Raw genomic sequence first — 24,049 nt, 5'->3', positions numbered from 1 at the left:
CGCTCAGCGTCCCGCCGCCGCGTCGGTCACGATCTTCGGCGTGATGAACACCAGCAGTTCGGTCTTGGTGCTTTCGCGGCCGGTCGTCTTGAACAGGTAGCCGACCAGCGGCACGTCGCCCAGCAGCGGGACCTTGGTCTCGTTGTTGCGCTCGGTCTGCTGGTAGATACCGCCCAGCACCACCGTGCCGCCGTTCTCGACCATGACCTTGGTCTTCACGTGCTGCGTGTTGATCGCCGGGCCGGCGCGGGTTTCCTCGCCCTTCGAGTCCTTGTTGACGTCGACCTCGAGCACGACGTTGCCGTCCGGGGTGATCTGCGGGATCACTTCGAGGCGCAGGTTGGCCTTCTTGAAGGTGATCGAGGTCGCGCCGCTGCTGGTGGCGACCTGGTACGGCAGTTCGATGCCCTGCTCGATCACGGCGATCTGCTTGTCCTCGGTGACCACGCGCGGGCTCGAGATGATCTTGCCCTTGCCGTCCGCTTCCAGCGCCGACAGTTCCAGGTTGAGGAAGCGGTTGGCGGCCGAGGAGAACAGGCTGAAGGCCAGCGAGGACGCCGGGATGCCGCCGATCGGCGCGGCCGGCAGGTTGACCATGGTGGTGTTGTTGAAGGATTCCTGGTCCAGGCCGACCTGCCCGGTGGTCTGGCCGACGCCGGTCAGGTTGCCGCCGATGGCGACGCGCTCGTTGCCCTTGACCTGCCAGCCGGAATCGCCGCCGCGGATGGTGCGCATGTCCGCGAAGCCCAGCTTGGCGCCGAGGTTGCGCGAGAAGCCGTCGTTCGCTTCCACCAGGCGCGCCTCGATCAGCACCTGCTTGGAGGCGACGTCGGTCTTCTGGATCAGCTTGCGGATGTCCTCGATCTTCGAGGCGATGTCGGTCACGAACAGCTGGTTGGTGCGCGGGTCGATGATGGCGCTGCCGCGCTTGGACAGCACGCGGTTTCTGTTGCCGGTGTCGGCGGAAGCGGCGCCTTCCGCGTCCAGGCCGAACACGGTGCGGAAGGACTCGACCTTCTGGTAGTTCAGCTGGAAGATCTCGGAGCGCAGCGGCTCGAGGTCGGCGATCTGGGCGCGCTGCTCGAGCTCGAGCTTCTCCTTGGTCAGCAGTTCCTCGCGCGGCGCGATCCACAGCACGTTGCCGTTCTTGCGCATGTCCAGGCCCTTGGCCTGCAGGACCACGTCCAGGGCCTGGTCCCAGGGCACGTCGCGCAGATGCAGGGTCAGGTTGCCGGTGACGGAATCGCTGGCGATGATGTTCAGATTCGAGATGTCGGCGATCGCCTGCAGCGCGGCGCGCACTTCCACGTTCTGGAAGTTGAAGGACAGCTTTTCGCCGCGATAGCCGCTGGCGTTGCCGCCCGGGCGGTTCGGGTCTTCCTTGACCGGACGGACGTCGACGATCAGCTGGGTGTCGCTCTGGTATACCGACTGTTCCCACGTGCCTTGCGCCTCGATCGTCATGCGCACGTTCTCGCCCTGGGTGGTGGTGGTGATGCGCGATACCGGGGTGCCGAAGTCGGTCACGTCGAGGCGGCGGCGCAGCGTCGGTGGCAGGCCGGTGCGCAGGAAGTCGACGATCACCTGGTTGCCGGCCTGGCGCACGTCGACGCCGACCTGGCCGTTCGGCAGATCGACCACGACGCGGCCTTCGCCGTTGCTGCCGCGGCGGAAGTCGAGGTCGCGCAGCATCTGTTTGGCGGCCGGCGCGGCGGACGCGTTTGAGGCGACCGGCATGCCCGAGGCGTTCACGGCCTGGGCCAGGCCGCCCGAGCCTTCGACGGTGACGATCACCGACTTGCCGTCGATGGCGGTGGCATAGTTCAGCGCACGCGCCATGTTCAGCACCAGGCGGGTGCGTTCGCCGGCCTGCACCAGGTTCAGGCTGCGCACGTCGCCGAGGTTGACGTCCTGCGAGGTCTTGCCGGTGGCGTTGCTGGTGGCGCCGAAGTCCAGCGCGATGCGGGCCGGGTTGGTGATCGAGAAGCCGATCGGCGCCTTCGACGGCGCCTCGCGCATGGCGATATTCAGGACCACGTTGGCGCCCTGCTGGTTGGCGGTGATCGACTCGATGGCATTCGCGGGCAACTGAGCCTGGGCCGCGGCCGCGCCGGCGGCCAGCGCCATCAGGACAGCAGCGCCACAGCGCGCCAGCCAGGCCGGTACGGTGATGCGGAGGGTGCGAATGGTTTGCGTGTTCATGCCTGGGCTCATTTCCCGGTCTCCTTGCTTTCCGCCAGCTCGATCGTCGCCTTGCGCTCGACCCAGTCGCCGGTGGGGTCCTGCACTGTTTCCCTGATGTCGATCGCGCCTTCGCTGATGCGCGTGACCATCCCGTGATTCTGTCCAATGCGCTGGCCGGCCCTGACCCGATAGATCTGCGTGTCGATCTGCACCAGCGCGTAGCTGGCGCCGCCCTTCTGCAGGGTGCCGACCATGCGCATGACGTCGAGCGGATAGTGCTCGAGCACCTCGCGCGGCCGGCTATCGTCCGGCTGCAGCGGATCGGTGCTGGTGGCCGCCATCCGCGCCATCTCGCCCAGCAGCTTGGCCTCGCTGAAGGGCTCGACCGCTTCGCCCGGGTGATAGGCGTAGGGGACGAATTCCTTCGGCTCCGGCAGCGGCTTGACCTTCGGCACGGTCTCGCGCTCGACCTGCTTCATCCAGTCGCGCACTTCCTGCACGTCGCCGTCGCCGCAGCCGGCCAGCAGGGCCGCCGCGCCGAATGCGAACGCGAGCTGCATGACTTTGCCCTTGCGCGTCATTTCGCCGCTCCTTCCTGCGTCTTCTTGTCCTTGCGCGCTTTCTTTTGCGCGCCGATCTCGTCGGCGTCGAGATAGCGGAAGGTCTTGGCCACCGCTTCCAGCTGCAGCGCGCCGTCCCTGGTGGTCAGGACCATGTTGTTGAGCGTGACGATGCGCGGCAGGTGGGCCATGTCGGCGGCGAAGGCGCCGACGTCGTTGTACTTGCCGCTCACCTTGATGTCGATCGGCAGTTCGGCGTAGTAGTCGCGGATCACTTCCTGGCCCGGCTTGAACAGCTCGAACTGCAGGCCGCGGCCGACGCCGGCCTGGTTGATGTCGGACAGCAGGTCCGCCATTTCCGACTTGCTCGGCAACTGCTTTTCGAGGCGGACCACGTACTGGTCGACCTGGGCCTTCTGGGCCCGCAGGGCCTCGAGGTTGATGGCCTGGGCCATCTTGATCCGGTATTCGTCGCGCAGGTTGGCTTCCTGGGCGGCGAGCCCTTCCTGTTCCTGGAACTGCTCGCTCCAGTAGAAGAAATGGCCGAGGCCGATGACGGCCGCCATCACGCCGGCCGCGCACAGCAGGCGCGGGGCCAGCGGCCATTGCCCGGGCTGGCGGCCCTGCAGGTCCTGGAACTGCGCGGCGAGCTGGGCGCCGAGGTCTTTGAGATCGATGTTCATGGTGTTCCCGCCGCCTTCGCGACCTGTTGCCCGGCGCCGCCGGCGTCCGCCTCCTGCTCGCGCGGGCGCTTGATCGCCACGTCCATCTGGAACTCGACGACCCTGCGGCCGGTCGTCTTGCCCTGGGCCAGGGTAGCGACCTTCACTTCGGTCAGGTTCGGACGCTCCAGCCAGGGCGAGGAACCGGACACGTTGCGCAGCAGCTCGGCGACCCGCTCCTGCGACTGCGCGTAGCCGTTCAGCGTCACCCGCTGGCCGTCCTGGCGGAAGGACTTCAGGTGCACGCCTTCGGGCGTCTGGCGCACCAGTTCGTCGAGCACGTAGACCGGCTGGTTGCGGTCGCTCTGCAGGTCCTCGACCGCCTGCTGGCGCGCCTTCAGGGCTTCGATTTCTTCCTTCAGGGTCTTGATCTGGCCGATCTTCTTGTCCAGTTCCGCGCTGGCCTGCTTGAGCACCAGGTTGCGTTCGTTCTGGACCGAGATGCGGCTGGCGTTCCAGGCGCCGACCAGCAGCACCACGGCGGCGCCGGCGACGCCGCCCGCCGCCAGCATGGCCACGAAGGCCGCCTGCTTCTGCTTGCGCTTGGCTTCGCGGTGGGGTAACAGGTTAATGCGGATCATCAGCCGAACCTCCGCAGGGCCAGGCCGCAGGCGACCAGGTAGGCCGCGCCTTCCTGGCGCAACTGCTGTTCGCGCACCAGCGCGCCGTAGGACATGCCCTGGAACGGCGCCACGATGCTGCTCGGGACACGGGTGCGTCCGCCGATCAGTTCGAGAAGGCCAGGCAGCGCGGCGCAGCCGCCGGCCAGGTAGAGCTGGTCGATCCGGGTATAGGGCGTGGAGGTGAAGAAGAACTGGATCGCGCGCGTGACTTCCAGCGCGGCGCTCTCCAGGAAAGGCCGGAGCAGCTCGGCGCGGTAGTTCTCCGGCAGGTCGTCGGCGCGCTTGCGGGCTTCCGCGTCCTCGAACGAGAGGCCATAGGCGCGCACGATGTCCTGGGTCAGCGTGTTGCCACCGAAGGGCTGCTCGCGCTCGTAGATGGTCTCGCCGTCCTGCAGCACCGACACGTGGGTGGACTGGGCGCCGATCTGGAACAGCGCCACGATCTGGCCGGGCTTCGCATTCGCGGCGCGGGCCAGCGCGGCGCGCGCGGCATAGGATTCGATGTCCATCACGGTGGCCGTCAGGCCGGCCGCTTCGGCGATCGCCACGCGGTCCTCGACCTTTTCGCGGCGCGCGGCGGCCAGCATGACTTCCATGTCGTCGCTCGAGTTCGGAGCCTGGCCGATCACGTCGAAGTCCAGGCTCACTTCGTCCAGCGCGAACGGGATGTACTGGCTGGCTTCGGACTCGACCTGCACTTCCAACTGGTCTTCCGACAGGCCGGCCGGCAGGATGATCTTCTTGGTGATGACCGCGGCCGGCGGCATGCCCAGCGCCACGTGCCTGGCCTTGGTGCCGCTCTTTTTCCAGACCCGGCGCACGGCCTCGGCCACCTGGTCGATGTTTTCGATGTTGCCGTCCACGACCGCGCCACGCGGCAGCGGTTCGGCGGCGTAGCGCTCGAGGCGCAGTTCACCCTTGCCGGCGTCTTCCAGCTCGACCAGGCGAACGCCCGACGTGCTGATGTCGAGTCCGGCCAGCGGCGGACTCGACTTCCCGAACAAGGAACCTAGATTGATCACGAGCGCACTCCTCGGCTACCCTCCCGCCTGACGCAGGATCTATGGGCACCTCGAACAACCTGCTGCGCGTTGCACTGGCGGTCCGCGATGCCCGCTGTACTCGTCGTACAGCTACGCTTCTCGACCACCATTGCCGCCGCTCGCTACGGTTCTTCGAGGTGCCCTTGTGTTGAACGCCCGCTTGGGGGTATGTCCTGTTAAATCACTCAGTTGAAACAATGAGTTGGTGCATATTTATGAGGCACCGCGTTAGATCGTACTTAAAAGGATGCACCCAGACAAGATATTTCTATGAAGGAACACCTTAATCCGGCGCATGCGCGCCACACTCCGGTACAGAGTGTTATCACCCCTGCCACGACCGTTTCCAGCTTGCCATTGTTCTGCTTGCTTTTGCTTAAGTCTGTGCTCAGCAAGGCGTGTGTCTAGGTCGAAACGAGTGACTTATAATGGGACGGTTCAAGGGAGTAAAAACCAGCATGAAAGAGAAACAATCGCCCAAGTCGGGCGCATCGAAATACAGTCCCAAGCGCCTGATCCTGATGGCATTCGGGGCCATTACCGGCCTGGGCGTCATCGGCGTGCTGGTGCTCGTGTTCGCGCTCGCGATGGCCTACCCGAACCTGCCCGCGCTCGACACCATCACCGACTACCGCCCCAAGATGCCGCTGCGCATCTTCACCGCCGATAACGTCCTGATCGGCGAATTCGGCGAAGAGCGCCGCACCCTGGTGCGCTTCAAGGACATCCCGGACGTCATGAAGAAGGCGGTGCTGTCGATCGAGGACGACCGCTTCTACGAGCACAGCGGCATCGACTACTGGGGCATCCTGCGCGCGGTGTTCCGCAACGCCACCAGCAGCACCCGCCAGGGCGCCTCGACCATCACCCAGCAGGTGGCGCGCAACTTCTTCCTCTCGTCCGAGCAGACCTTCAAGCGCAAGGCCTACGAGGCGATGCTGGCCTGGAAGATCGAGAAGAACCTCTCGAAGGACCAGATCCTCGAGCTCTACATGAACCAGATCTACCTGGGCCAGCGCGCCTTCGGCTTCCAGTCGGCGGCCCAGATCTATTTCGGCAAGGACCTGCGCGACATCAGCGTGGCCGAGGCCGCGATGCTGGCCGGCCTGCCGAAGGCGCCGTCCGCCTACAATCCGGTCGTCAACCCGACCCGCGCCAGGACCCGCCAGCAGTACATCCTGCAGCGCATGCGCGACCTGGGCTACATCACCGAGGCCCAGTACGCGCAGGCCAGGGACGAAAGGCTCACGATCAAGACCGACAGCACCGCCTTCGGCGTGCACGCCGAATACGTGGCCGAGATGGCGCGCCAGCTGGTCTACGAGCAGTTCAAGGAAGACACCTACACCCGCGGCCTGAACGTGTTCACCACCATCACCAAGGCCGACCAGGACGCGGCCTACCTGGCGGTGCGCCGCGGCGTGATGGACTACGAGCGCCGCCAGGCTTACCGCGGCCCGGAATCCTACATCGACATCCCCAAGAGCAAGGGCGAAGCGGAGGAAGCCATCGAGGCCGAGCTGGCCGAGCATCCGGACAGCGACAACCTGGTCGCCGCCATCGTGCTGCAGGCCTCGCCGTCGAAGGTGTCCGCCACCATCGCCTCGGGCGAGACCATCGAGATCAGCGGCCCGGGCCTGTCCTTCGCCAAGGCCTGGCTGTCGGAAAAGGCGGCGCCTAACCGCCGCCTGCGCCGCGGCGCCGTGATCCGCGTGATGCAGAACGACGAGTCGAAGTGGGTCATCACCCAGATGCCGGAAGTGGAATCGGCCTTCGTTGCCGCCAGCACCGAGGACGGCGCGATCCGCGCGCTGGTGGGCGGCTTCGACTTCAACCGCAACAAGTTCAACCACGTGACGCAGGCCTGGCGCCAGCCGGGCTCCTCGTTCAAGCCCTTCATCTATTCGGCCTCGCTCGAGCGCGGCCTGTCGCCGGCGACGATCATCAACGACGCCCCGATCTCGTTCGATGCCGGCCAGACCGGCGGCCAGGCCTGGGAGCCGAAGAACTACGACAACCGCTACGAAGGCCCGATCACCATGCGGCGCGGCCTGACGCAGTCGAAGAACATGGTCTCGATCCGTATCCTGAACAAGATCGGCGCGCGCTACGGCCAGGAATTCGCGACCCGCTTCGGCTTCGACGCCGAGCGCAACCCGGCCTACCTGACGCTGGCCCTGGGCGCGGGTTCGACCACGCCGCTGCAGATGGCCGGCGCCTATGCCGTGTTCGCCAACGGCGGCTACCGCATCAGCCCCTACCTCATCTCGAAGGTGACCGACAGCGACGGCAAGGTGTTGTCGGAGGCGCGTCCGGAGCGCGCCGGGGTCGAGGCCAACCGCGTGATCGACGCGCGCAACGCCTTCCTGGTCGATTCCATGCTGCGCGACGTGGTGCGCTACGGCACCGCGAACAAGGCCATGTCGCTCAAGCGCACCGACCTGGCCGGCAAGACCGGCACCACCAACGACTCGATCGACGCCTGGTTCGCCGGCTACAACCCGAAGCTGGTGGGCGTGGCCTGGATCGGCTACGACCAGCCGAGGAATCTCGGCAACCGCGAGACCGGCGGCGGCCTGGCCCTGCCGATCTGGATCAACTACATGGGCAAGGCGCTCAAGGGCGAGGAAAACGTCGATCGCGACGTGCCGCCGGGGCTGATCCTGGCCAATGGCGAGTACTACTATGCCGAGACGCCGCCGGGCACCGGGGTCGCGACGCTGGACGTGGGCCCGCCGCCGGCGCCGGCCGAGCAGAAGCAGCGCGACGCGGTCAGGAACGAACTGTTCTGATTTTTGACCGAATGGTAAAAAAAATGGCGACCCAAGGGTCGCCATTTTGTTTTTGCTTTCGTAGGGTGGGCGGCTCTGCCGCCCACGCGGTGATAGGCAACGGATGAATCGCCGTGCCCGATGATCTCGCGGCCGCTTGACCGCGTGGGCAGGAAACCTGCCCACCCTACGATTTCGTGGTCATTCCACCGAGGGGATTAACCCATCGAGACCGGCGCTCCGCCCTGCTCCGTCACGTACTGCGACAGCGACGCGAACAGCTCGCTATCGTCACGCGTGTTGCGCCACTCGTCGCCGACGCGCTTGTAGTGGTAGCCGCCCGAGCGCGCCGCTACCCACATTTCCTGCAGCGGCGCCTGGCTGTTGATGATGATCTTCGACGCGTTCGACAGGAATTCGACTTCCAGCACATTGCCGCTGCGCTTGCATTCGACGTCGACCACGTCGTCGTCGTTCAGCTTGTCGAGGCAGGCCTCGATGCGGTCCAGGGTGCTTTCGGCCAGCGCCAAAAATTCGGAATCGGTCATGCTACACTCCAAAGTCTGCTAATTAAACCCCCATTCTAATCGTGAAGTCCACCATCGCACTTCTTTCCGGCGCGGCCGTGCTTGCCGCCCTGGCCGGCTGTGGCCAGACGGGTCCGCTCTACATGCCGAACCCGCCCGCAAAACCGGACCCTGCCGCCACGGCCGCGGCCAATCCGCAGCCCGCCCAGCCCGTTCCGTCCAACAACGCCTCCACCCCGGCACCCACCAAGTAAAAGCCCTGTTCATGTCGCACTTCCAGTACCAGAACGGCGTCCTGCACGCCGATAGCGTTGCCCTGCCCGCCATCGCCGAACAATTCGGCACGCCGACCTACGTCTATTCCAAATCGGCGCTGCTGGAGAACTTCCGCGCCTATTCCGATGCCTGCCATGGCCGCGACGCACTGGTGTGCTACGCGATGAAGGCCAATTCGAACCTGGCCATCATCGACCTGCTGGCGCGCGCGGGCGCCGGCTTCGACATCGTCTCGGGCGGCGAGCTGCTGCGCGTGATCGCCGCCGGCGGCGACCCGGGCAAGACCATCTTCTCGGGCGTCGGCAAGACCGTCGAGGAAATGAAGCTGGCGCTGGAAAAGAACATCCTGTGCTTCAACGTCGAATCGATCCCCGAACTGCACCGCCTCGACGAAGTGGCCGGCAGCATGGGCAAGCGCGCGCCGGTCTCGCTGCGCGTGAACCCGAACGTGGACGCCAAGACCCACCCCTACATCGCCACCGGCCTGAAGGCCAACAAGTTCGGCGTGGCGTTCGACGAAGCCCTGGACACCTACCGCACCGCCGCCTCGCTGCCGAACCTGGACGTGGTCGGCATCGACTGCCACATCGGCTCGCAGCTGCTGGACGACGCGCCCCTCCTGGAAGCGCTCGACAAGCTGATCGAGCTGATCGACACCCTGGCCGGTGAAGGCATCGTCTTGCACCACCTCGACATCGGCGGCGGCCTGGGCGTGAACTATGGCGCCGAGGGCGACAAGCCGCCGGTCCCGGTGGGCGACTACCTGGGCCGCCTGTTCGCCCGCATCGATGCCTGGCGCGCCGAAAAGTACGACGGCAAGCCGGTCAAGGTGATCTTCGAGCCGGGCCGCTCGATCGTGGCCGACACCGGCGTGCTGCTGACGGCCATCGAATACCTCAAGCCGGGCGTGGAAAAGAACTTCGCCATCGTCGACGCGGCCATGAACGACCTGATGCGCCCGACCCTGTACCAGGCCTGGATGGGCGTGCAGCCGGTCGTGCCGCGCGAAGGCGACAAGCTGACCTACGACGTGGTGGGTCCGGTGTGCGAATCGGGCGACTGGCTGGCGCGCGAGCGCGACCTGGCCGTCGAGCCGGGCGACCTGCTGGCGATCATGACCGCCGGCGCCTACGGCATGACCATGGCCTCGAACTACAACACCCGCGGCCGCGCTGCCGAGGTGATCGTCGACGGCGAGCAGGTGCACGTGATTCGCCAGCGCGAGAATCCTGCCGATTTGTTTGCGCTGGAATCGATGCTGAAATAAGGCGTCCCCCACACTGACTGACTGGCACAGCCGTGTAAACAAGCTCTTGCGGTGTGTCAGGTCGAACTCTCTTTGAGTTTGAGCGGGATCAAGCGCCCCTGCAAAATTAGAGGTCTGTACGTCACCCTCCGCGTTAGACTAATTGCTCGCCTTTTGAGCGCCGCACGCGGAGGTCATATGGCTGAGGATGATGCTGCGGAACCGTCGCTGAGAATTCCCGCAGGCGACGGCACCGATGTCCCACTGTACCTGGTTTCATTCGACAAGCAGGGGCGCTGCACGGCGCCGCGCACGCGGTCAGCGGTGCTGGCCGAGGCTGCAAGCGGGCGCTTTACCGACCTGCACATCTACTCGCATGGCTGGAACAATGTGTTCGACGAGGCCGTGCGGCACTACACCGAGTTCTTCCAAGAGTACTTCGGCCTGCGTCCCGGCGAGGGACTGGGCGGTCGCCCCTACCATCCTCTGCTCGTCGGGATGATCTGGCCCAGCACCGCCCTGCTGGCGCCGGGCGAAGAAACGCCGGCACTGGCAGGCGCCGCCGAGGCGCCATTCCCTGAACTGGCCGCGCTGGCCGACGAGCTGCCGCCACAGGAGGCGTCGCGGCTGGCCGCCCTGGCATCGCGACCAGGCCCGCTGCTGGGCGACGAGGCCCTTGCCCTGGCCAACCTGCTGGCGCCGCTCCTGGAGCGCCACGCCGGCGGCGACGACGACAGCGGCCTCCCGGCCGGCGCTGCCCCAGCGCTGCTGCAGCGCTGGGGCAGCGATGCGCCGCCTGGCAGCGCGCCGACCGGTGCCCCGGGCAGTCTGCCGATCGCGGGTGACGCCGCGCCGGTCGGCCTGGAGGCGGGCGGGATCCTCGGTTTCCTGAATCCGCGCGAGATCGTCCGCAAGGCGACCGTTTTCATCATGAAAGACCGAGCCGGCCTGATCGGCAGCACCGGCGTGGCCGAACTGGTGCGCGATGCGGTGGCCACCAATAGCGTCCGGGTGCACCTGACCGGGCATTCCTACGGCGCCAAGCTGGTGCTGTCGGCATTGGCGCAGCTACCGCCGCCGCAGCGGGTAAGCTCGGTGCTGTTGCTGCAGCCGGCGGTTAGTGCTCGCTGTTTCGCCCAGCGTATCGAGGCACATGGCGGCCGGTCCGGCGGCTATCGCCACGTCCTCGACAGGATGGCCCAGCCGCTGTTCACCACCTTCAGCCTGCACGACCGCGCGCTCACCAGCTTTTACCCGCTGGCCCTGAGGCGCGGACGCGACCAGGGAGAAGTCGCCGGCGTGCCCGGCCCGTTCGCGGCGCTCGGCGCGGTGGGTCCACAGGGGATGGCGCAGGGCGAAGTGGTCGTCACTCCAATCCTAAAACGGCCGTCCCTGTATGCGCAGGCAGCGCCGGGTGTGCGGGTCTACGCCCTCGACGGCAACGTAGGCATCACGGGCCACGGCGACGTGCGCAATGGCTTCACCGAATGGGCGCTGGTGAACCTGGTGCGTCAGGGAGTAGCATCATGAGCCGCATCGAGAACGTCCAAGAGCGCCTGCAGCGGGACTACCGCCTGCGCGTTCTGCGAATCTACATGGACACCACCTCGAGCGAAAAGCCACTCGCGGTGTTCACTCTCACGCTCGGCAGTGGCCTCGAGGTGGCGCTGCTGACGGCATCGATGCCTGAACTCGGGTTCGACGAACGTGCGCGCGACACCCGGGACGGCAGCCTTGCCCTGCCCGACCGCTTCGCAGTTCCGGCCCATGTCACCGAGGCGCTCAAGGCCTGGCTGGCCGAGGATGCGGCGCCCGCCGAGCCGCTGTGGATGCGGCTGTCGGTTCCCCTCGGGCTGCTCGCCGCGATCCCCTGGGAAGAGTTGCTGCAACCGGTGCTGCGCGTACCGATCCTGCGCTTGCCGTACCAGGCTCTGATGCCGCGCATCCCCCCGGCTGACATCGACACGGTGGTGTGCATCAGCTCGCCGCACGACGAGCCGGGCCTGGACGAACGCATCGAGGGCTTCATCCATGAGGTGCCGATGGAGCTGGCGCAGGCCACACGCTTCCACCTGTTCGGCAACAGCGCGATGCATGCAATGCTGTGCGCGGTGAAACAGCGTTACGAGGACCAAGTGTGGATTCAAGTCTACGATCCGGGCCAGGCCGGGAAGATCAGGCGGCCGGGGACGAATCCATGGCTGGCATGGATGGAGGCCGAAATGGGCCAGGGCAGCACCGACGTCGTGCATTTCCTGTGTCACGGCGCCCAGGAGTTGGACGAGGGCTCCCTGTTGTTGGCCGCGGATCCCGTCGATGGCGGCCTGCCGGCCTGCGTGCTGGACCGGGAAACCTTGATCACCTTCCTCGACCATCTCGGCGCCTGGTGCGTGGCCTTCACGTCCGCGCCTGCCGAACGATCGGCGGCCGGCATGCGCCTGCTGCAGACGGCGGTTGCCCAGCACCGGCCGGGACCGGTCCTGGTGCACGACATGAACGTCGCCGGCAGCCGCGCGGCGCTGCGTGCGGCCTATCGCTTCCTGTTCAACCACCCATGCCCACCGCCCGCCGTGGCCGCGGTCGCGCTGTACTGTCATCCGACACTGCTGGCGGCGCATGAAGACGACCAGGTCAGCCGCGAGCAACTGGCGCGCTTCACGCTCGACCGGCGGCTCGGCGGCAAGGTGAGCAACCCACGCATCCCTTGGCTGGCGTCGAGCCAGCGCAAGCTCGAGGCCACCGCCGGCGAATTGGCCGATGCGGTCGGGGAAGGCGCGGTCGGCCGTGCCCGCGCGCGCAAGCTGGTGCTCAATGCACTTGCCATGCAGGCGGCGCCCAAGCGCTCGCGGCGCGGGAGGTCAAAGTGAGCATCGTCGTCGCCCTGGAAGACCTGCTGAACGGGAGTCCCCTGCTTTACCTGATCGAGCAGGACGAAGACGGCGGAAGCCTGCCGGCGCAAGTGAGTGAAGCGCTCGTCAGCACCATCGAAACCAACATACGCCAGCTACCAACCGCACCCGACCAGGCCGCACTGGTACGGCAGATCGGCCAGGACCTGCTGGCCCTGCTGAGCAGTCATCCGGACATCGAAGCGGTCATCCGGAAAAAGCTGAACGCCAACCGCAAGCATGAGGAACCGATCTACCTGTACTTCAAGCACCAGATCACCAAGTTCGAACACTGGCCCTGGGAAGCCTTGTATGCGAAGGACGTCGGATTCCTGGCTCAGGACAAGAAATTTGCGGTAGCGCGCTCGCAGTGCTGCAATTATGGAAAATCGGAGTGGGCTTTCGAACCGCCCTTGCGCATCCTGGCCGTGTTGGGAGCAAGCGGCAGCAGCAGCGGGCGGGACAAACCGGTCTCGGGCAAGGAACAATGGCACAGCCTGCGCGATGCGGTCGCGGCGAGCGGCCTGCCGGTCGAGCTGCGGGTGCTGACCTGCGAACGTACACTCCGGAACGGCATCAATCGCGAGCGGCTCGACTGGGCCGCGGCCGACCTGATACCGCCGGACAAGCCGGCCCGGCCGGGCCACCGGATTCCCCCTCCCGAAGCCGGCCTCGCGCCGCGCGACCTGCTGTTCAACTACATCGAGGCCTACGCGCCGCACATCCTGCATGTCTTCTCGCACGCCACCGCCGATCCGAATCCCCAGTTGCAGGTGGGCACCTACCGCGACTGGGAGCTGTGCAGCCAGGGCAGCATCCTCATCGAAGGCAACCAGTTGAAGGAACGCGCCGACAGCGACGGCAACATCTGGCTGGTGACGCTCAATTGCTGCGAAACCGCGATGAACGGTCCGGGCACCGGGGCACTGTCGATGTCGGTCGCCGCGATGCTGGCCCGCCAGGGCGTTCCGGCCGTGGTCGGGATGCGCGAGCAAATCTCGAAAGACTTTGCCAACGCATTCAGCCATTTGTTCTATGACGCCTTGCTCAACGACCTGCGCGCGCGCATCACAAGGGCACCCGCAAGCGGCGGACTGGTCGACATCCACTGGGCCTGCGGCCTGTTCAAGATACGGCAGCGCGTGGCAGACGGCGCCAGTAGCCTGCTCGAATGGACGCTGCCCGTGATGCACACCGCGTACGACTTCAAGCTGATGGTCAAGACACCCATCCTCGCTGCGCCCATCCTGTCTCGCACGAAGACGGCCCGCACCAAGCCGGCAAAGGGCAGCATGCGGACACGTGCAACGCCCAAGCCGAAACGCTTGTCCGAGAAGCAGGCGAGGGAGCTGACAGATGAGCTCCTGCAGCTGTACGAAGACCGGAAACTTTTTGTCAGAAAGAAGCCAGTCGTCAAGGTCATCGACCGGCGCATCGCCACCATCGCCAGGTTGCTGGACCTGGCGCCAGGAGACAGCCATGCCAGATCAGGTCCGTCCATCGCAACTGGAAGTGAATGCCTTTGACGGTAGCGGCCGCGCCCACAGCCCACTGGCGGACGGGTGGCGCCGCTGGACCCTGCAACACGCCCCGCCGGCTGTCCGCGCCTTCCTGCGGGCGCCACCGCGGGCCGATCCGCGCGACTGGCGCGACCAGCGCGTCGGCTGGGGCCTGGTGCTGCCGTTCAACCCGGCGCTCACGTCGGCCGAACTGGAAACGGCGGTCGATGCGCCGGAACCTATCCAGGAACTGGTACGCAGGCGCGGGACGAACGGCCGTCCCGCTTCCGTGCTGCGCCATGTGCCTGAGGACGGTCACATCGGCTTCCTGCGGCGCGGCGCTGTCGACCTGCCGGTCAACCAGTCGCTGTACGGCACCGGCGAGCGTTCGGTGCCGCGCTATCTCTTGATTTATGCCCGGCCGGACCAGATTCCCTGGGAGGTGCAGTACAGCCTGCAGAGCCACCGCTGCGTGGGCCGCCTCAGCCTGGAGGGTGAAGGGCTCGACAACTATGTCGCTGCCTTGCTGGACGAGTGGAAAGACGCGGGAGCGGAAGGGGCCGGCCACGATGCCGCCCTGGTCTGGGCGGCCGACCATCGCAACGGCGACATCACCAGCCTGATGCGCGAGTCGATCGCCGCGCCAGTGGCCGAGAGGCTGCGCAGCGACCCGGATATCGGTCCCGGCACCCACTTCATTGACGGCAGCAGGGAAGACGCGAGCGCCGCCGCTCTAGCTCACGCCCTGGCGGCGCGGCGCCCCGGCTTCATCGTGAGCACCAGCCACGGCATGACCGGACCGCTGGATCAGGTGGACCTGATGACTGCGCAGCTCGGCCTGCCCGTCGACAGCAACTACCAGCTGGTCAAGCCGGACGTGCTGCTGCGCGACTGGCAGCCGGGCGGAGCGATCTGGTATGCGCATGCCTGCTGCGGGGCCGGCAGCGACGTCCGCACCCTGTTCGACGGCCTGCTCGAACAGGGTTCCGCGGTTGACCTGCTGCTGCAAGGCGTGACCCGGTGCGGCGCCCGCGTGGCGCCTCTGCCGCAGGCCCTGCTCGGCGCACGGCGTCCGCTGCGCGCTTTCATCGGACACGTGGAGCCGACCTTCAACTGGACGCTGCAGCAGCGGGAGACCCGGCAGTTCACCACCGATCCGCTGCTTTCCGGACTGTACGAGGAACTGTTCCAGCCGTTGCCGGTCGGGCTGGCGCTGGCGCCGCTGTATGCCCAGCTGGGCGGCCTGTATGTGGATTACGAACGCTTCCTGCGCAAGACCAGCCATTTCCAGATGCTGCACCGCCTGCTGGTCGTGCGCGATACGCAAAGCACCGTGATCCTCGGCGACCCGACCGTGGCGCTGCCCATCTGAGCGGAGCCTACCGGCATCCGGATCAGGTGCGCGCTGCGGTACGCGCCCGCGCCGCGCTCCAGTACACGCGCAATCCCAGCAGCGCCGCCACGATCAGCCCGAAAATGATCGGCTCCTGGAAGTCGTTCTTCCCCGCCTTCATCCACCAGAAATGCAGGATGCCCAGCGGCGCCACCACGTAGATCAGGCGGTGCAGCCACTGCCAGCGCTTGCCGCCCAGCTTGCGGATCATCGCATTGGTGCTGGTCGCCGCCAGCGGAATGAGCAGGACGAAGGCGATGAATCCCACCGTGATGAAGGGCCGTTTCACGACGTCCCTGAGCATCCCCGCGACGTCGAAGAAGTGGTCGAACCAGAAGAAGCAGGTGAAGTGCAGCAGCGCATAGAAAAAGGCGAACAGCCCCAGCATGCGCCGCAGCCGCACTACCCAGTTCCAGCCCGTGAGACGGCGCAGCGGCGTCACCGCCAGCGTGATGCACAGGAAGTACAGGGTCCAGTCGCCGGTGCCGCGCGTGAGGAATTCTAGCGGCTCGACCGGCACGCCTTGCGCCACCAGCCAGGCCATGCGCAGGAAGGGCAGCAGCGCCAGCACGAACACGGCCGCCTTGATCGCGCCGACCTGCTTGCTCGAGGGGTTGAAAGCCATCGTCAATAGAACTTCTTGAGGTCCATGCCGCTGTACAGCGAGGCGACCTGGTCGTAGCCGTTGAACATCAGGGTCTTGCGCTTGCGCTGGAAGAAGCCGTCCTCGCCGATGCGGCGCTCGGTGGCCTGCGACCAGCGCGGATGGTCCACGTTGGGGTTCACGTTCGAATAGAAGCCGTATTCCGTCGGGGCCGAATCGTTCCAGGCGGTGCGCGGCTGGCGGCTCACCAGGCGGATCCGGACGATCGACTTGGCCGACTTGAAACCGTACTTCCAGGGCACGACCAGGCGCACCGGCGCGCCGTTCTGGTTCGGTAGCACCTGGCCGTACATGCCGACCGTCAGTAGCGTGAGCGGATGCATGGCCTCGTCCATGCGCAGGCCTTCCACATAGGGCCAGTCGAGCACGCCGCTGCGCAGGCCCGGCATCTGCTTGCGGTCGGCCAGCGTGGTGAACTCGACGAATTTCGCGTTGCCGGTCGGCTCGACCTGCTTGAGCAGGTTCGACAGCGAGTAGCCGACCCAGGGAATCACCATCGACCAGCCCTCGACGCAGCGCAGGCGGTAGATGCGCTCTTCCAGCGGCGCCAGCTTGAGGATGCGGTCGATGTCGAGCGTGACCGGCTTTTTCACCTCGCCCTCGATCGTCACCGTCCACGGCCGGGTGCGCAGGGTGTGCGCATTCTCGGCCGGGTCGCCCTTGTCGAGGCCGAATTCATAGAAGTTGTTGTACGAACTGGCGTCCTTGAAGGAGGTCTGCTGTTCCTGGGTGGACAGGGCCGCGTTGCGGGTCGCGGCGAGCCTGGTTCCTTGCGCGAAGGCCTCGCGGTTGGCCATCTCCCAGATCCCGCTGCCGACCGCGGCGGTGGCCGCGATGCGGGCGATGAACTGGCGCCGGCCTTCGTAGACGTCGCGCGGCGTGATCTCGGACGGATACGGGAGATCGATCCCGTTCGGACTGCGTTTGAAAAGCATGGCTGACTCCGCTACAGAGAGAGATTTCAGGTTACACCAGCCGGCTTGGGCGCACGTTAGCGTCGACTGCCGACCGGCAAGGATGAGGCCCGCTACGCTGGACAAAAGCGCGTCAGGCCCCGCCCGCTGCCTTACCCGGTGGGAAAGGCGAGAATGAAACGGGTGACGGGACCGTCCGACTGCACCGTCGCTTTGCCACCGTGCAAGTTCAGGATGGCGCTGACGATGGACAGGCCCAGGCCCGTGGAACCTTCCGCATCGCTGCGGGCGCTGTCGGCGCGGTAGAAGCGGTCGAACAGGTGTTCCAGGTGCGCACGCGGAATCGCCGCGCCGACGTTGCTCACGCTCAGCTCGAGCATGCCGGGGCGCGGCTCGGCATGCAGCGCGATCGTGCTGCCCCGGTCCGCATGGCGCACCGCGTTCGAGACCAGGTTGGCCAGTGCCCGCCGCACCAGCGCCGGGTCGGCGGCGAAGCGCCCTTCTCCGCTGCAGCGCAGGCGCAGGCCGCGCTCCTCGGCCATGCCTTCGTAGAAACCGGCCACGCGCTCGAGTTCATCCAGCGCCACCAGCGGCTGGCGCGCCAGGACCACCTCGTCCTGGCCGGCGCGGGCGAGGAACAGCATGCTCTCGATCATGCGCGCGAGGCGCTCGAGTTCCTCGATGTTCGAGGCCAGCAGGGCTTCGTACTCTTCCCGGCTGCGGCCCTGCCCGAGCGCGACCTGGCTTTGCCCGATCATGTTCGTCACCGGCGTCCTGAACTCGTGCGCCAGGTCGGCCGAGAAGCCGGACAGGCGCGCATAGCCGTCCTGCAGGCGTTGCAGCATGGCGTTGAAGGCATCGATCAGCGGCCGCAGCTCGATTGGTGCGGCGCCGATGTCGAGGCGCTGCGCCAGCGTGCCCGGCTTGATGAGCGCCGCATGCTCGGCGACCTTGTGCAGCGGACGCAGGCCGCGGCGCAGCATCAGGGCCGCCAGCGCGGCGGCAAGCAGGGCGCCGACCGCGCAGGCCGCCAGAATCCGGGCGCGGTAGCGCGCGAACATGGCGGTACGCTCGGCATAGGCGCGCGCCACCACCACCGCTACCTGGGTCGTGCCCAGGCGGGCGCTGCCCGCGACGACCCGGCCGGGAATGCCGCCCTGCGCGGTCCAGCCGGCGATGGCGTCGCGGCCGGGCGCCGGCCCGGCCTGCTGCGGCACTGGATAGCGCTCGCCGCGCGGGTTGATGTCGGCCAGTACCGCCCCGTCCGGGCCGACGATGCGCACCAGCGAGTTCTCCTGGCCGCTCATGGTGTCGCGGAAAAAATCGGGTTGCGCCGCCAGCAGCTCGGCCGCGCCCGGCCGGCCGAGCACGATCTGCACCTGGCGCAGCTTGCCCAGCAGTTGCAGGTCGTCGCGGCGCGCGATCTCGGCCACGAAGGCGCGGTACAGGTAGATGCCGAGGCCCGCCGCGGTAAGCGCGACGATCAGCACGAAGGCGAGCGTCACGCGCAGGGTCAGGGAGTGGCGCAGGGAGGATGTCATGCCAGGGCCTGCGCCTCGCAGACATAGCCCATGCCGCGCCGCGTGTGGATCAGCTTTTGCGCGAACGGGTCGTCGATCTTGCGCCGCAGGCGGCGCACGGCGGCGTCGATGACGTTGGTGTCGCTGTCGAAGTTCATGTCCCAGACCTGGGACGCGATCAGGGCGCGCGACAGCACCTGCCCCTGGCGCCGCGCCAGCAGGTGCAGCAGCGCGAATTCCTGGGCCGTGAGGGCGATGGTCTCGCTGCCGCGCCGCACGCGGCGGCGCAGCACGTCGATCTCGAGGTCGGCGATCCGGATCAGTTCTTCCTCGCGCACGGGCCCGCGCCGCAGCAGGCTGCGGATGCGCGCCACCAGCTCGACGAAGGCGAAAGGCTTGACCAGGTAGTCGTCGGCGCCCAGTTCCAGCCCGCGCACGCGGTCCTCGACCTCGTCGCGCGCCGTCAGGAACAGCACCGGGATCTGTTCGGTCTCCGGGTCGGCGCGCAGGGCTTCCAGCACCTGCCAGCCATCCATGCGCGGCAGCATGACGTCGAGCACGACCAGCTCGATCTCTTCCTCGCGGGCGATGGCCAGGCCGTCGCGGCCGTTACGCGCCAGCCGCACCGCGAAGCCGGATTCCGCCAGGCCGCGCTCCAGGTAGTCGCCGGTTTTCGGCTCGTCTTCGATCACGAGGATGGTCATGGCGCAAAGAAGAATAAAACCCCATTCTAGGCCGATCCCTTGCAGCCCAACATGACAGATTTGTCATCCAGCCGTCATGCCGGCGTCGGGGCCGGCCTGCGAACATGCGGCTTCTTCCACCCTCCGACAAGACACGATGTTCAAGCAGATTTTTCTCATGAGCGTAGCGCTGGCCGCAGCCCCGGTCCACGCCCAGCTGGCCCCGCAGCCGGACCTGGGCCTGGAAGCGGCCAGGCGCCTGGCCGACGGCGCCCTGCAGGCCTGCCGCAGCCAGGGACGGGCCATCGCCGTGGCGGTGCTCGACCGCGGCGGCGATGTGCTGGTCCTGCAGCGCGACGAGCGCGTCGGTACGCACAACGCCGAAGCCAGCCGGCGCAAGGCCTATACCGCCCTGTCGACCCGCAGGCATACCCTGGGACTGGCGCGCGATGCGCAGGCCGCGCCGGACGCTCGCAACCTGGCCAGCATGCCCGAATTATTGCTGCTGGGCGGCGGCATTCCCTTGCTGGTGCAAGGCAGGCCGGCCGGCGCCATCGGCGTCGCCGGCGGCGGAGCAAGCAACGATCACGCGTGCGCGCTCGCCGCCGTCAAGGCCGTGCCCGAACTCGACCAGATCCAATGACCCATTCACCGAAGGAGAACAGCATGCGACACATCTTCAAGCTCACCCTGGCCACCACGCTCGCCTGCGCCGCCATGACGGCCGGCGCCGCCGAACGCAATCCGCTGAGCGTGCACGTCCTCGATCTGCAGAGCGGGAAACCGACCGCCGGCATCGGGGTGACGCTGGAGCAGCAAGCCGGAGGACAATGGCGCGAACTGGCCAGCGGCGTCACCGACGCGCAAGGCCGCATTCCGGCGCTCTATCCGGAGGGGAAAGCGATGGCGGCAGGCGACTACCGCATCGTGTTCAAGACGGGCGAGCACTACAAGCGCAAGGGACAGCCCAGCTTCTTCCCGCGCATCCCGGTCGAATTCACCGTGGATGCGCCGGCGCAGCACTACCACATCCCGCTGCTGCTGAGCCCCTTCGGCTACTCGACTTATCGAGGCAACTAAGCCGGCTTACAGCTCGCCGTAGGAGTGCAGCCCCGACAGGAACATGTTCACGCCCAGGAAGGCGAAGGTCGTCACCAGGAGGCCCACCACCGACCACCAGGCCGCCACGCGGCCGCGCAGGCCCGACATGAGGCGCATGTGCAGCCAGGCCGCGTAGTTGAGCCAGACGATCAGGGCCCAGGTTTCCTTCGGGTCCCAGGACCAGTAGCCGCCCCAGGCCTCGGCGGCCCACAGGGCGCCCAGGATGGTGGCGACGGTGAAGAAGGCGAAGCCGACCGAGATCGACTTGTACATCACGTCGTCCAGCACCTCCAGCGCGGGCAGGCGGTCGGCCAGGATGCCGTGGGATTTGAGCAGGTAGGCGCAGCCGACCATCGCGGCCAGCGCGAAGGTGCCGTAGCCGATGAAGTTGGCCGGCACGTGGATCTTCATCCACCAGCTCTGCAGGGCCGGCACCAGCGGCTGGATCTGGGCGGCGTCGCGCGACACCGTGTACCACAGCAGGAAGGCGACCGCGGCCGCGATGATCAGGAGCACGAAGGCCCCCAGCTGGCGGGTCGCGTAGCGCTGTTCATAGTAGAGGTAGAACAGCGCCGTGATGATGGCGAACAGGATGAAGACTTCATACAGGTTCGATACCGGGATGTGGCCGACGTCCGGGCCCATCAGGTAGGACTCGTACCAGCGCACCATCATGCCGACCGAGCCGAGCACTGCGCCGGCCCAGCACAGCTTGCTGCCGACCGAGCCGCCGAATTCCGAACGGCCGATCAGCCCGATCCAGTAGAACACGGTCGAGAACACGAACAGCGCGCTCATCCACAGGATGGCGGACTGGCTCGACAGCATGTATTTCAGGAAGAATTTCTGGTTGGCGGCATCGATGGCGCCGCCGTACAGCGAGATCGCCCACAGCGACAGCACCGCCACCAGCGGCAGCAGCCAGCGCATCGGCTTCCAGTACCAGCCCAGCAGCGCGAAGGTCGGGGCCGTGAGCACCAGGATCACCTTCTCGTAGATGTCCATGTGGTGCGCGTAACGGTTCAGCGCGAACAGCGCCCCCGCCAGCAGGGCGGCGCCGTACAGCCAGTCGAAGGCGTTCAGGCTGCGGAAGAAGCCCGGCTGCTGGACATAGGCTCCGGGTTTGCCGGTTTGGGCTTGCGACAGTTCCATCTTGGTCTCCTTGCCGCGGCATCAGGCCGGCAGCGGCAGTTTTACTTTCAAATCGTCGAATTCGCGCTCGAAGTCGAGCGTCTTGCGCTGGGTGCTCATGGCCATCAGCGCATGGGCGCCCTCGTCGCCATCACCAGCCGAGCGGATCCACACCCACATGCGCCGTTCACGAATATAAAACATTGCGAACACGCCGGCTACCAGCAGCAGGCAACCGAGGTAGACGATGTTCTTGCCCGGCGAGCGCGTCAGCTGCAGCACCGATGCCTTCACTTCGGTGAACTCTTCCAACTGCAGGTAGACCGGGGCGCCGTAGAACACGCTGTCCGACAGCGCATTGGTGGCCAGCTGCAGGAAGTGGCCGTTGGCCTCGGTGGCCTCGACCGGCGCCAGGCCGGCGCGCGCATTGGCGGCCTGCCACAGCTCCCACAGGGCGCCGTTGAGCATCTTCATGAAGATGCCGGCGGCCTTTTCCTGCTCGGCCGGCGGAATCTTCTCCAGGAACTGCGAGACGCCGATGAAGCCGCCGCGGCCCCCACCCTCGCCGGCGAAGATGGCCAGGGTGCGGGCGGCGGATTCTTCCAACTGGCCGCCCAGGCCCGCCTGCTGCTCCGGCGCCAGCGCGCGCGCCGCGTAGCGCTTCGCCGCGTCCTGGCGCAGCGAGGCGTCGGCCAGGGCCGCGCGCAGGCGCATCCAGGTGCGCACGCTGTAGTCGGCATCCGCCGGGATGCGCAGGAAGCTGAAGTTTTCCTGCGGATTGCTGCGCACGCCAGCCAGGTAGACCTGGGCGCCGTCGAGCGTGAGCGGCTGCATGTAGTTCATGAACTCGCGCGCCTGGCCGGTCTTGTCGCGCAGCTTGTACTGCACGCTCGGGCCGACGTTCTTGAGGTCCTTGGCGTGGTCGCTCCGCGCCGCCGAGCCGGAGGCCTTGCCGAGCGTCGCGCTGAGCTGTTCGTTGAACGAGGTGTTCTTCGCCACCGCGCGCGCATCCTGGTTGGCCGCGATGTTCTCGACGTTGAAGGGACGGAAACCCGACCACTCCACCGACCAGGTCTCGCCGCCCTGCTTGAGCTCCGTACTTGCCCCCACCGTGCCTTCGATCTGGAAGGCCTTGTCGGCCGTGCCGCTCATCGGGAAGCCGGTGAGCTTGAGCTTGCTGCCGCCGTCGTCGAAGCTCGACTGATAGACGGCGATGCCCTTGTAGATCAGCGGGTGGTTGACCTTGATCGTGGCCGGGAAGGTCTTGCCGGTCTCGTGGTCGCGCACCGTGACGTCGCTGGCGAACAGCTTGGGCATGCCGGTCGAGTAGAAATCGATGTGGAATTTTTCCAGCTTGATCGAGAACGGCAATTCCTGCACCAGCACGCCCGAGGCCTGCGGCAGCAGCGCCGTATCGCTGGTCTGGCCTTCGGCGATCAGGGTATTGCCGCGGAAGGTCGGGTTCGAGATGCCAAGGCGGTGCTGGGCCGGGATGTCGGCGATCACGCCGCTGCCGCCGAAGGGCGTCTTGCCGAAGAACCACTGCTGGAACTTGACCGGCAATTCCGAGTCGAGCATGCCGCCCAGCAGGATCACGATGATGGCCGTGTGCGCGAAGATGTAGCCGAACTTGTTGCCGGCGCCCTTCTTCGCCGCCACCAGCGTGCCGCCATCCTTCTCGAGCAGCTTGATCGCATAGCCGGCATGGCGCAAGCGTTCGGCGGTCTGGGCCACCAGGGTGGCGCGGGCCACCGGCGCGGTCCATTCCAGCTTGTGGTGGAAGTTACGCAAGGATTCCTCGCGCACGTGCTCGCGCCAGCTGCGCATGTCGCGCACCATCTTCGGCGCATTGCGCACCACGCACAGGGCGGTGGAAACGATCAGGAAGACCAGGATCAGCAGGAACCACCAGCTCGTGTACACGTTGTACAGGCCGAGCTTGGCGAACACCTCGAACCAGAACGGGCCGAACTGGTTCACGTAGTTCGGCATGGGCTCGTTCTGCTTGAGGACGGTGCCGATGATCGAAGCGATCGAGACGATGGTCAACAGGCTGATGGCGAAGCGCATCGAGGACACCAGCTCGACCGCTTCGGCGAACCCGCGGCGGCGGGTGTTCAGTTCAATTCCGGTGGTACTCATGTTCTATCTTCTACAGCCCGTAAAGCTCAGCAAAACTGCTAGAGCATACCGCAGTTGTAGGGTGGGGGGGGGGGCCCCCCCCCCCGGGGGGGTGAAGTAGAAGTTAGTTGCGGCGCAGCGGGGGGGGGGGGGAGCAGGGGGGGGGGGGGCCCCCCCCCCCCC

Annotated in this window: 21 protein-coding genes; 9 read left to right on the top strand and 12 right to left on the bottom strand. The window is 66.7% G+C overall.

The features are described 5' to 3' along the window. Positions 1-3: 3 nt before the first annotated feature. Genes pilQ through ACK4S9_RS12730 form a run of 5 tightly spaced genes read right to left on the bottom strand, consistent with a single transcriptional unit; the run spans position 4 to position 5,111 of the window. Positions 4-2,202 carry a type IV pilus secretin PilQ gene (gene pilQ, locus ACK4S9_RS12750; RefSeq protein ID WP_409726122.1) on the bottom strand — a complete coding sequence of 733 codons (2,199 nt, stop codon included), beginning with the start codon at positions 2,200-2,202 and terminating at the stop codon, positions 4-6. An 8-nt stretch (positions 2,203-2,210) separates the two neighbouring features. Next, positions 2,211-2,765 (bottom strand): pilus assembly protein PilP, encoded by a 555-nt coding sequence (locus tag ACK4S9_RS12745; protein ID WP_409726120.1) that lies wholly within the window; start codon positions 2,763-2,765, stop codon positions 2,211-2,213. Next, positions 2,762-3,427 (bottom strand): type 4a pilus biogenesis protein PilO, encoded by a 666-nt coding sequence (locus tag ACK4S9_RS12740; RefSeq protein ID WP_409726118.1) that lies wholly within the window; start codon positions 3,425-3,427, stop codon positions 2,762-2,764. The genes ACK4S9_RS12745 and ACK4S9_RS12740 overlap by 4 nt, the downstream gene beginning before the upstream one ends. Continuing rightward, positions 3,424-4,047, bottom strand: a complete 624-nt coding sequence (locus ACK4S9_RS12735) for a PilN domain-containing protein (protein WP_409726116.1) — start codon at positions 4,045-4,047, stop codon at positions 3,424-3,426. Before ACK4S9_RS12735 ends, ACK4S9_RS12740 begins: the two co-directional genes overlap by 4 nt. Then, positions 4,047-5,111 carry a pilus assembly protein PilM gene (locus ACK4S9_RS12730; protein WP_409726114.1) on the bottom strand — a complete coding sequence of 355 codons (1,065 nt, stop codon included), beginning with the start codon at positions 5,109-5,111 and terminating at the stop codon, positions 4,047-4,049. Before ACK4S9_RS12730 ends, ACK4S9_RS12735 begins: the two co-directional genes overlap by 1 nt. A gap of 479 nt (positions 5,112-5,590) precedes the next feature. Between ACK4S9_RS12730 and ACK4S9_RS12725 the strand changes: the two genes are divergently transcribed. Further along, positions 5,591-7,924: a penicillin-binding protein 1A gene (locus ACK4S9_RS12725; RefSeq protein WP_409726112.1), complete on the top strand. Its 2,334-nt coding sequence runs from the start codon at positions 5,591-5,593 to the stop codon at positions 7,922-7,924. 197 nt (positions 7,925-8,121) lie between these two features. Here ACK4S9_RS12725 and cyaY read toward each other — a convergent pair whose 3' ends face one another. Next, on the bottom strand, positions 8,122-8,451 hold the full coding sequence (cyaY, locus tag ACK4S9_RS12720; RefSeq protein ID WP_409726110.1) for an iron donor protein CyaY: 330 nt from the start codon (positions 8,449-8,451) through the stop codon (positions 8,122-8,124). 41 nt (positions 8,452-8,492) lie between these two features. On the opposite strand from cyaY, the gene lptM reads away from it, so the two are divergent. The 6 genes from lptM to ACK4S9_RS12690 all read left to right on the top strand — a co-directional run bounded on the left by lptM (position 8,493) and on the right by ACK4S9_RS12690 (position 15,711). Next, positions 8,493-8,684, top strand: coding sequence for an LPS translocon maturation chaperone LptM (gene lptM / locus ACK4S9_RS12715; protein ID WP_409726108.1), 192 nt, complete (start codon positions 8,493-8,495; stop codon positions 8,682-8,684). Positions 8,685-8,695: 11 nt separating this feature from the next. After that, positions 8,696-9,973, top strand: a complete 1,278-nt coding sequence (gene lysA, locus ACK4S9_RS12710; RefSeq protein ID WP_409726106.1) for a diaminopimelate decarboxylase — start codon at positions 8,696-8,698, stop codon at positions 9,971-9,973. 177 nt (positions 9,974-10,150) lie between these two features. Further along, complete coding sequence (locus ACK4S9_RS12705) at positions 10,151-11,482, top strand: hypothetical protein (protein ID WP_409726104.1); 1,332 nt, start codon at positions 10,151-10,153, stop codon at positions 11,480-11,482. Then, the gene (locus ACK4S9_RS12700) at positions 11,479-12,819 is read left to right on the top strand and encodes a hypothetical protein (protein ID WP_409726103.1); all 1,341 of its coding nucleotides are present in this window, start codon (positions 11,479-11,481) and stop codon (positions 12,817-12,819) included. The genes ACK4S9_RS12705 and ACK4S9_RS12700 overlap by 4 nt, the downstream gene beginning before the upstream one ends. Next, positions 12,816-14,366, top strand: coding sequence for a CHAT domain-containing protein (locus ACK4S9_RS12695; RefSeq protein WP_409726101.1), 1,551 nt, complete (start codon positions 12,816-12,818; stop codon positions 14,364-14,366). Before ACK4S9_RS12700 ends, ACK4S9_RS12695 begins: the two co-directional genes overlap by 4 nt. Continuing rightward, positions 14,320-15,711 carry a hypothetical protein gene (locus ACK4S9_RS12690; RefSeq protein ID WP_409726099.1) on the top strand — a complete coding sequence of 464 codons (1,392 nt, stop codon included), beginning with the start codon at positions 14,320-14,322 and terminating at the stop codon, positions 15,709-15,711. The genes ACK4S9_RS12695 and ACK4S9_RS12690 overlap by 47 nt, the downstream gene beginning before the upstream one ends. 22 nt (positions 15,712-15,733) lie before the next feature. On the opposite strand, the gene ACK4S9_RS12685 is transcribed toward ACK4S9_RS12690, so the two are convergent. The 4 genes from ACK4S9_RS12685 to ACK4S9_RS12670 all read right to left on the bottom strand — a co-directional run bounded on the left by ACK4S9_RS12685 (position 15,734) and on the right by ACK4S9_RS12670 (position 19,534). Beyond that, entirely contained in the window at positions 15,734-16,357 is a 624-nt protein-coding gene (locus tag ACK4S9_RS12685; RefSeq protein ID WP_409726097.1) for a sulfite oxidase heme-binding subunit YedZ, read from the bottom strand. A 2-nt stretch (positions 16,358-16,359) separates the two neighbouring features. Next, on the bottom strand, positions 16,360-17,331 hold the full coding sequence (gene msrP, locus ACK4S9_RS12680; protein ID WP_409726095.1) for a protein-methionine-sulfoxide reductase catalytic subunit MsrP: 972 nt from the start codon (positions 17,329-17,331) through the stop codon (positions 16,360-16,362). Between the two features lie 131 nt (positions 17,332-17,462). Continuing rightward, the gene (locus ACK4S9_RS12675) at positions 17,463-18,851 is read right to left on the bottom strand and encodes a heavy metal sensor histidine kinase (RefSeq protein ID WP_409726093.1); all 1,389 of its coding nucleotides are present in this window, start codon (positions 18,849-18,851) and stop codon (positions 17,463-17,465) included. Then, positions 18,848-19,534 carry a heavy metal response regulator transcription factor gene (locus ACK4S9_RS12670; protein ID WP_409726091.1) on the bottom strand — a complete coding sequence of 229 codons (687 nt, stop codon included), beginning with the start codon at positions 19,532-19,534 and terminating at the stop codon, positions 18,848-18,850. Before ACK4S9_RS12670 ends, ACK4S9_RS12675 begins: the two co-directional genes overlap by 4 nt. A gap of 157 nt (positions 19,535-19,691) precedes the next feature. Between ACK4S9_RS12670 and ACK4S9_RS12665 the strand changes: the two genes are divergently transcribed. After that, positions 19,692-20,156 (top strand): GlcG/HbpS family heme-binding protein, encoded by a 465-nt coding sequence (locus tag ACK4S9_RS12665; RefSeq protein WP_409726089.1) that lies wholly within the window; start codon positions 19,692-19,694, stop codon positions 20,154-20,156. Positions 20,157-20,179: 23 nt separating this feature from the next. Further along, complete coding sequence (gene uraH / locus ACK4S9_RS12660; protein ID WP_409726087.1) at positions 20,180-20,593, top strand: hydroxyisourate hydrolase; 414 nt, start codon at positions 20,180-20,182, stop codon at positions 20,591-20,593. Positions 20,594-20,599: 6 nt separating this feature from the next. Here uraH and ccsB read toward each other — a convergent pair whose 3' ends face one another. Continuing rightward, positions 20,600-21,766 (bottom strand): c-type cytochrome biogenesis protein CcsB, encoded by a 1,167-nt coding sequence (gene ccsB / locus ACK4S9_RS12655; protein ID WP_409726085.1) that lies wholly within the window; start codon positions 21,764-21,766, stop codon positions 20,600-20,602. A gap of 21 nt (positions 21,767-21,787) precedes the next feature. Continuing rightward, positions 21,788-23,887 (bottom strand): cytochrome c biogenesis protein ResB, encoded by a 2,100-nt coding sequence (locus tag ACK4S9_RS12650; protein ID WP_409726083.1) that lies wholly within the window; start codon positions 23,885-23,887, stop codon positions 21,788-21,790. Positions 23,888-24,049: the final 162 nt, after the last annotated feature.

This window comes from Massilia sp. (genome assembly GCF_046293535.1).
Lineage (GTDB): Bacteria > Pseudomonadota > Gammaproteobacteria > Burkholderiales > Burkholderiaceae_D > Telluria.
This window is presented reverse-complemented; position numbering and strand designations above follow the sequence as displayed.

What these genes read in the sequence shown, in the direction of transcription:
- pilQ (WP_409726122.1), bottom strand. Translation starts at nt 2,202, where the DNA reads ATGAACACGCAAACCATTCGCACCCTCCGCATCACCGTACCGGCCTGG.
- ACK4S9_RS12675 (WP_409726093.1), bottom strand. Translation starts at nt 18,851, where the DNA reads ATGACATCCTCCCTGCGCCACTCCCTGACCCTGCGCGTGACGCTCGCC.
- ACK4S9_RS12700 (WP_409726103.1), top strand. Translation starts at nt 11,479, where the DNA reads ATGAGCCGCATCGAGAACGTCCAAGAGCGCCTGCAGCGGGACTACCGC.
- uraH (WP_409726087.1), top strand. Translation starts at nt 20,180, where the DNA reads ATGCGACACATCTTCAAGCTCACCCTGGCCACCACGCTCGCCTGCGCC.
- ACK4S9_RS12745 (WP_409726120.1), bottom strand. Translation starts at nt 2,765, where the DNA reads ATGACGCGCAAGGGCAAAGTCATGCAGCTCGCGTTCGCATTCGGCGCG.
- msrP (WP_409726095.1), bottom strand. Translation starts at nt 17,331, where the DNA reads ATGCTTTTCAAACGCAGTCCGAACGGGATCGATCTCCCGTATCCGTCC.
- lysA (WP_409726106.1), top strand. Translation starts at nt 8,696, where the DNA reads ATGTCGCACTTCCAGTACCAGAACGGCGTCCTGCACGCCGATAGCGTT.
- ACK4S9_RS12705 (WP_409726104.1), top strand. Translation starts at nt 10,151, where the DNA reads ATGGCTGAGGATGATGCTGCGGAACCGTCGCTGAGAATTCCCGCAGGC.
- ccsB (WP_409726085.1), bottom strand. Translation starts at nt 21,766, where the DNA reads ATGGAACTGTCGCAAGCCCAAACCGGCAAACCCGGAGCCTATGTCCAG.
- ACK4S9_RS12735 (WP_409726116.1), bottom strand. Translation starts at nt 4,047, where the DNA reads ATGATCCGCATTAACCTGTTACCCCACCGCGAAGCCAAGCGCAAGCAG.
- ACK4S9_RS12740 (WP_409726118.1), bottom strand. Translation starts at nt 3,427, where the DNA reads ATGAACATCGATCTCAAAGACCTCGGCGCCCAGCTCGCCGCGCAGTTC.
- ACK4S9_RS12690 (WP_409726099.1), top strand. Translation starts at nt 14,320, where the DNA reads ATGCCAGATCAGGTCCGTCCATCGCAACTGGAAGTGAATGCCTTTGAC.
- ACK4S9_RS12650 (WP_409726083.1), bottom strand. Translation starts at nt 23,887, where the DNA reads ATGAGTACCACCGGAATTGAACTGAACACCCGCCGCCGCGGGTTCGCC.
- ACK4S9_RS12665 (WP_409726089.1), top strand. Translation starts at nt 19,692, where the DNA reads ATGAGCGTAGCGCTGGCCGCAGCCCCGGTCCACGCCCAGCTGGCCCCG.
- ACK4S9_RS12685 (WP_409726097.1), bottom strand. Translation starts at nt 16,357, where the DNA reads ATGGCTTTCAACCCCTCGAGCAAGCAGGTCGGCGCGATCAAGGCGGCC.
- cyaY (WP_409726110.1), bottom strand. Translation starts at nt 8,451, where the DNA reads ATGACCGATTCCGAATTTTTGGCGCTGGCCGAAAGCACCCTGGACCGC.
- ACK4S9_RS12725 (WP_409726112.1), top strand. Translation starts at nt 5,591, where the DNA reads ATGAAAGAGAAACAATCGCCCAAGTCGGGCGCATCGAAATACAGTCCC.
- ACK4S9_RS12670 (WP_409726091.1), bottom strand. Translation starts at nt 19,534, where the DNA reads ATGACCATCCTCGTGATCGAAGACGAGCCGAAAACCGGCGACTACCTG.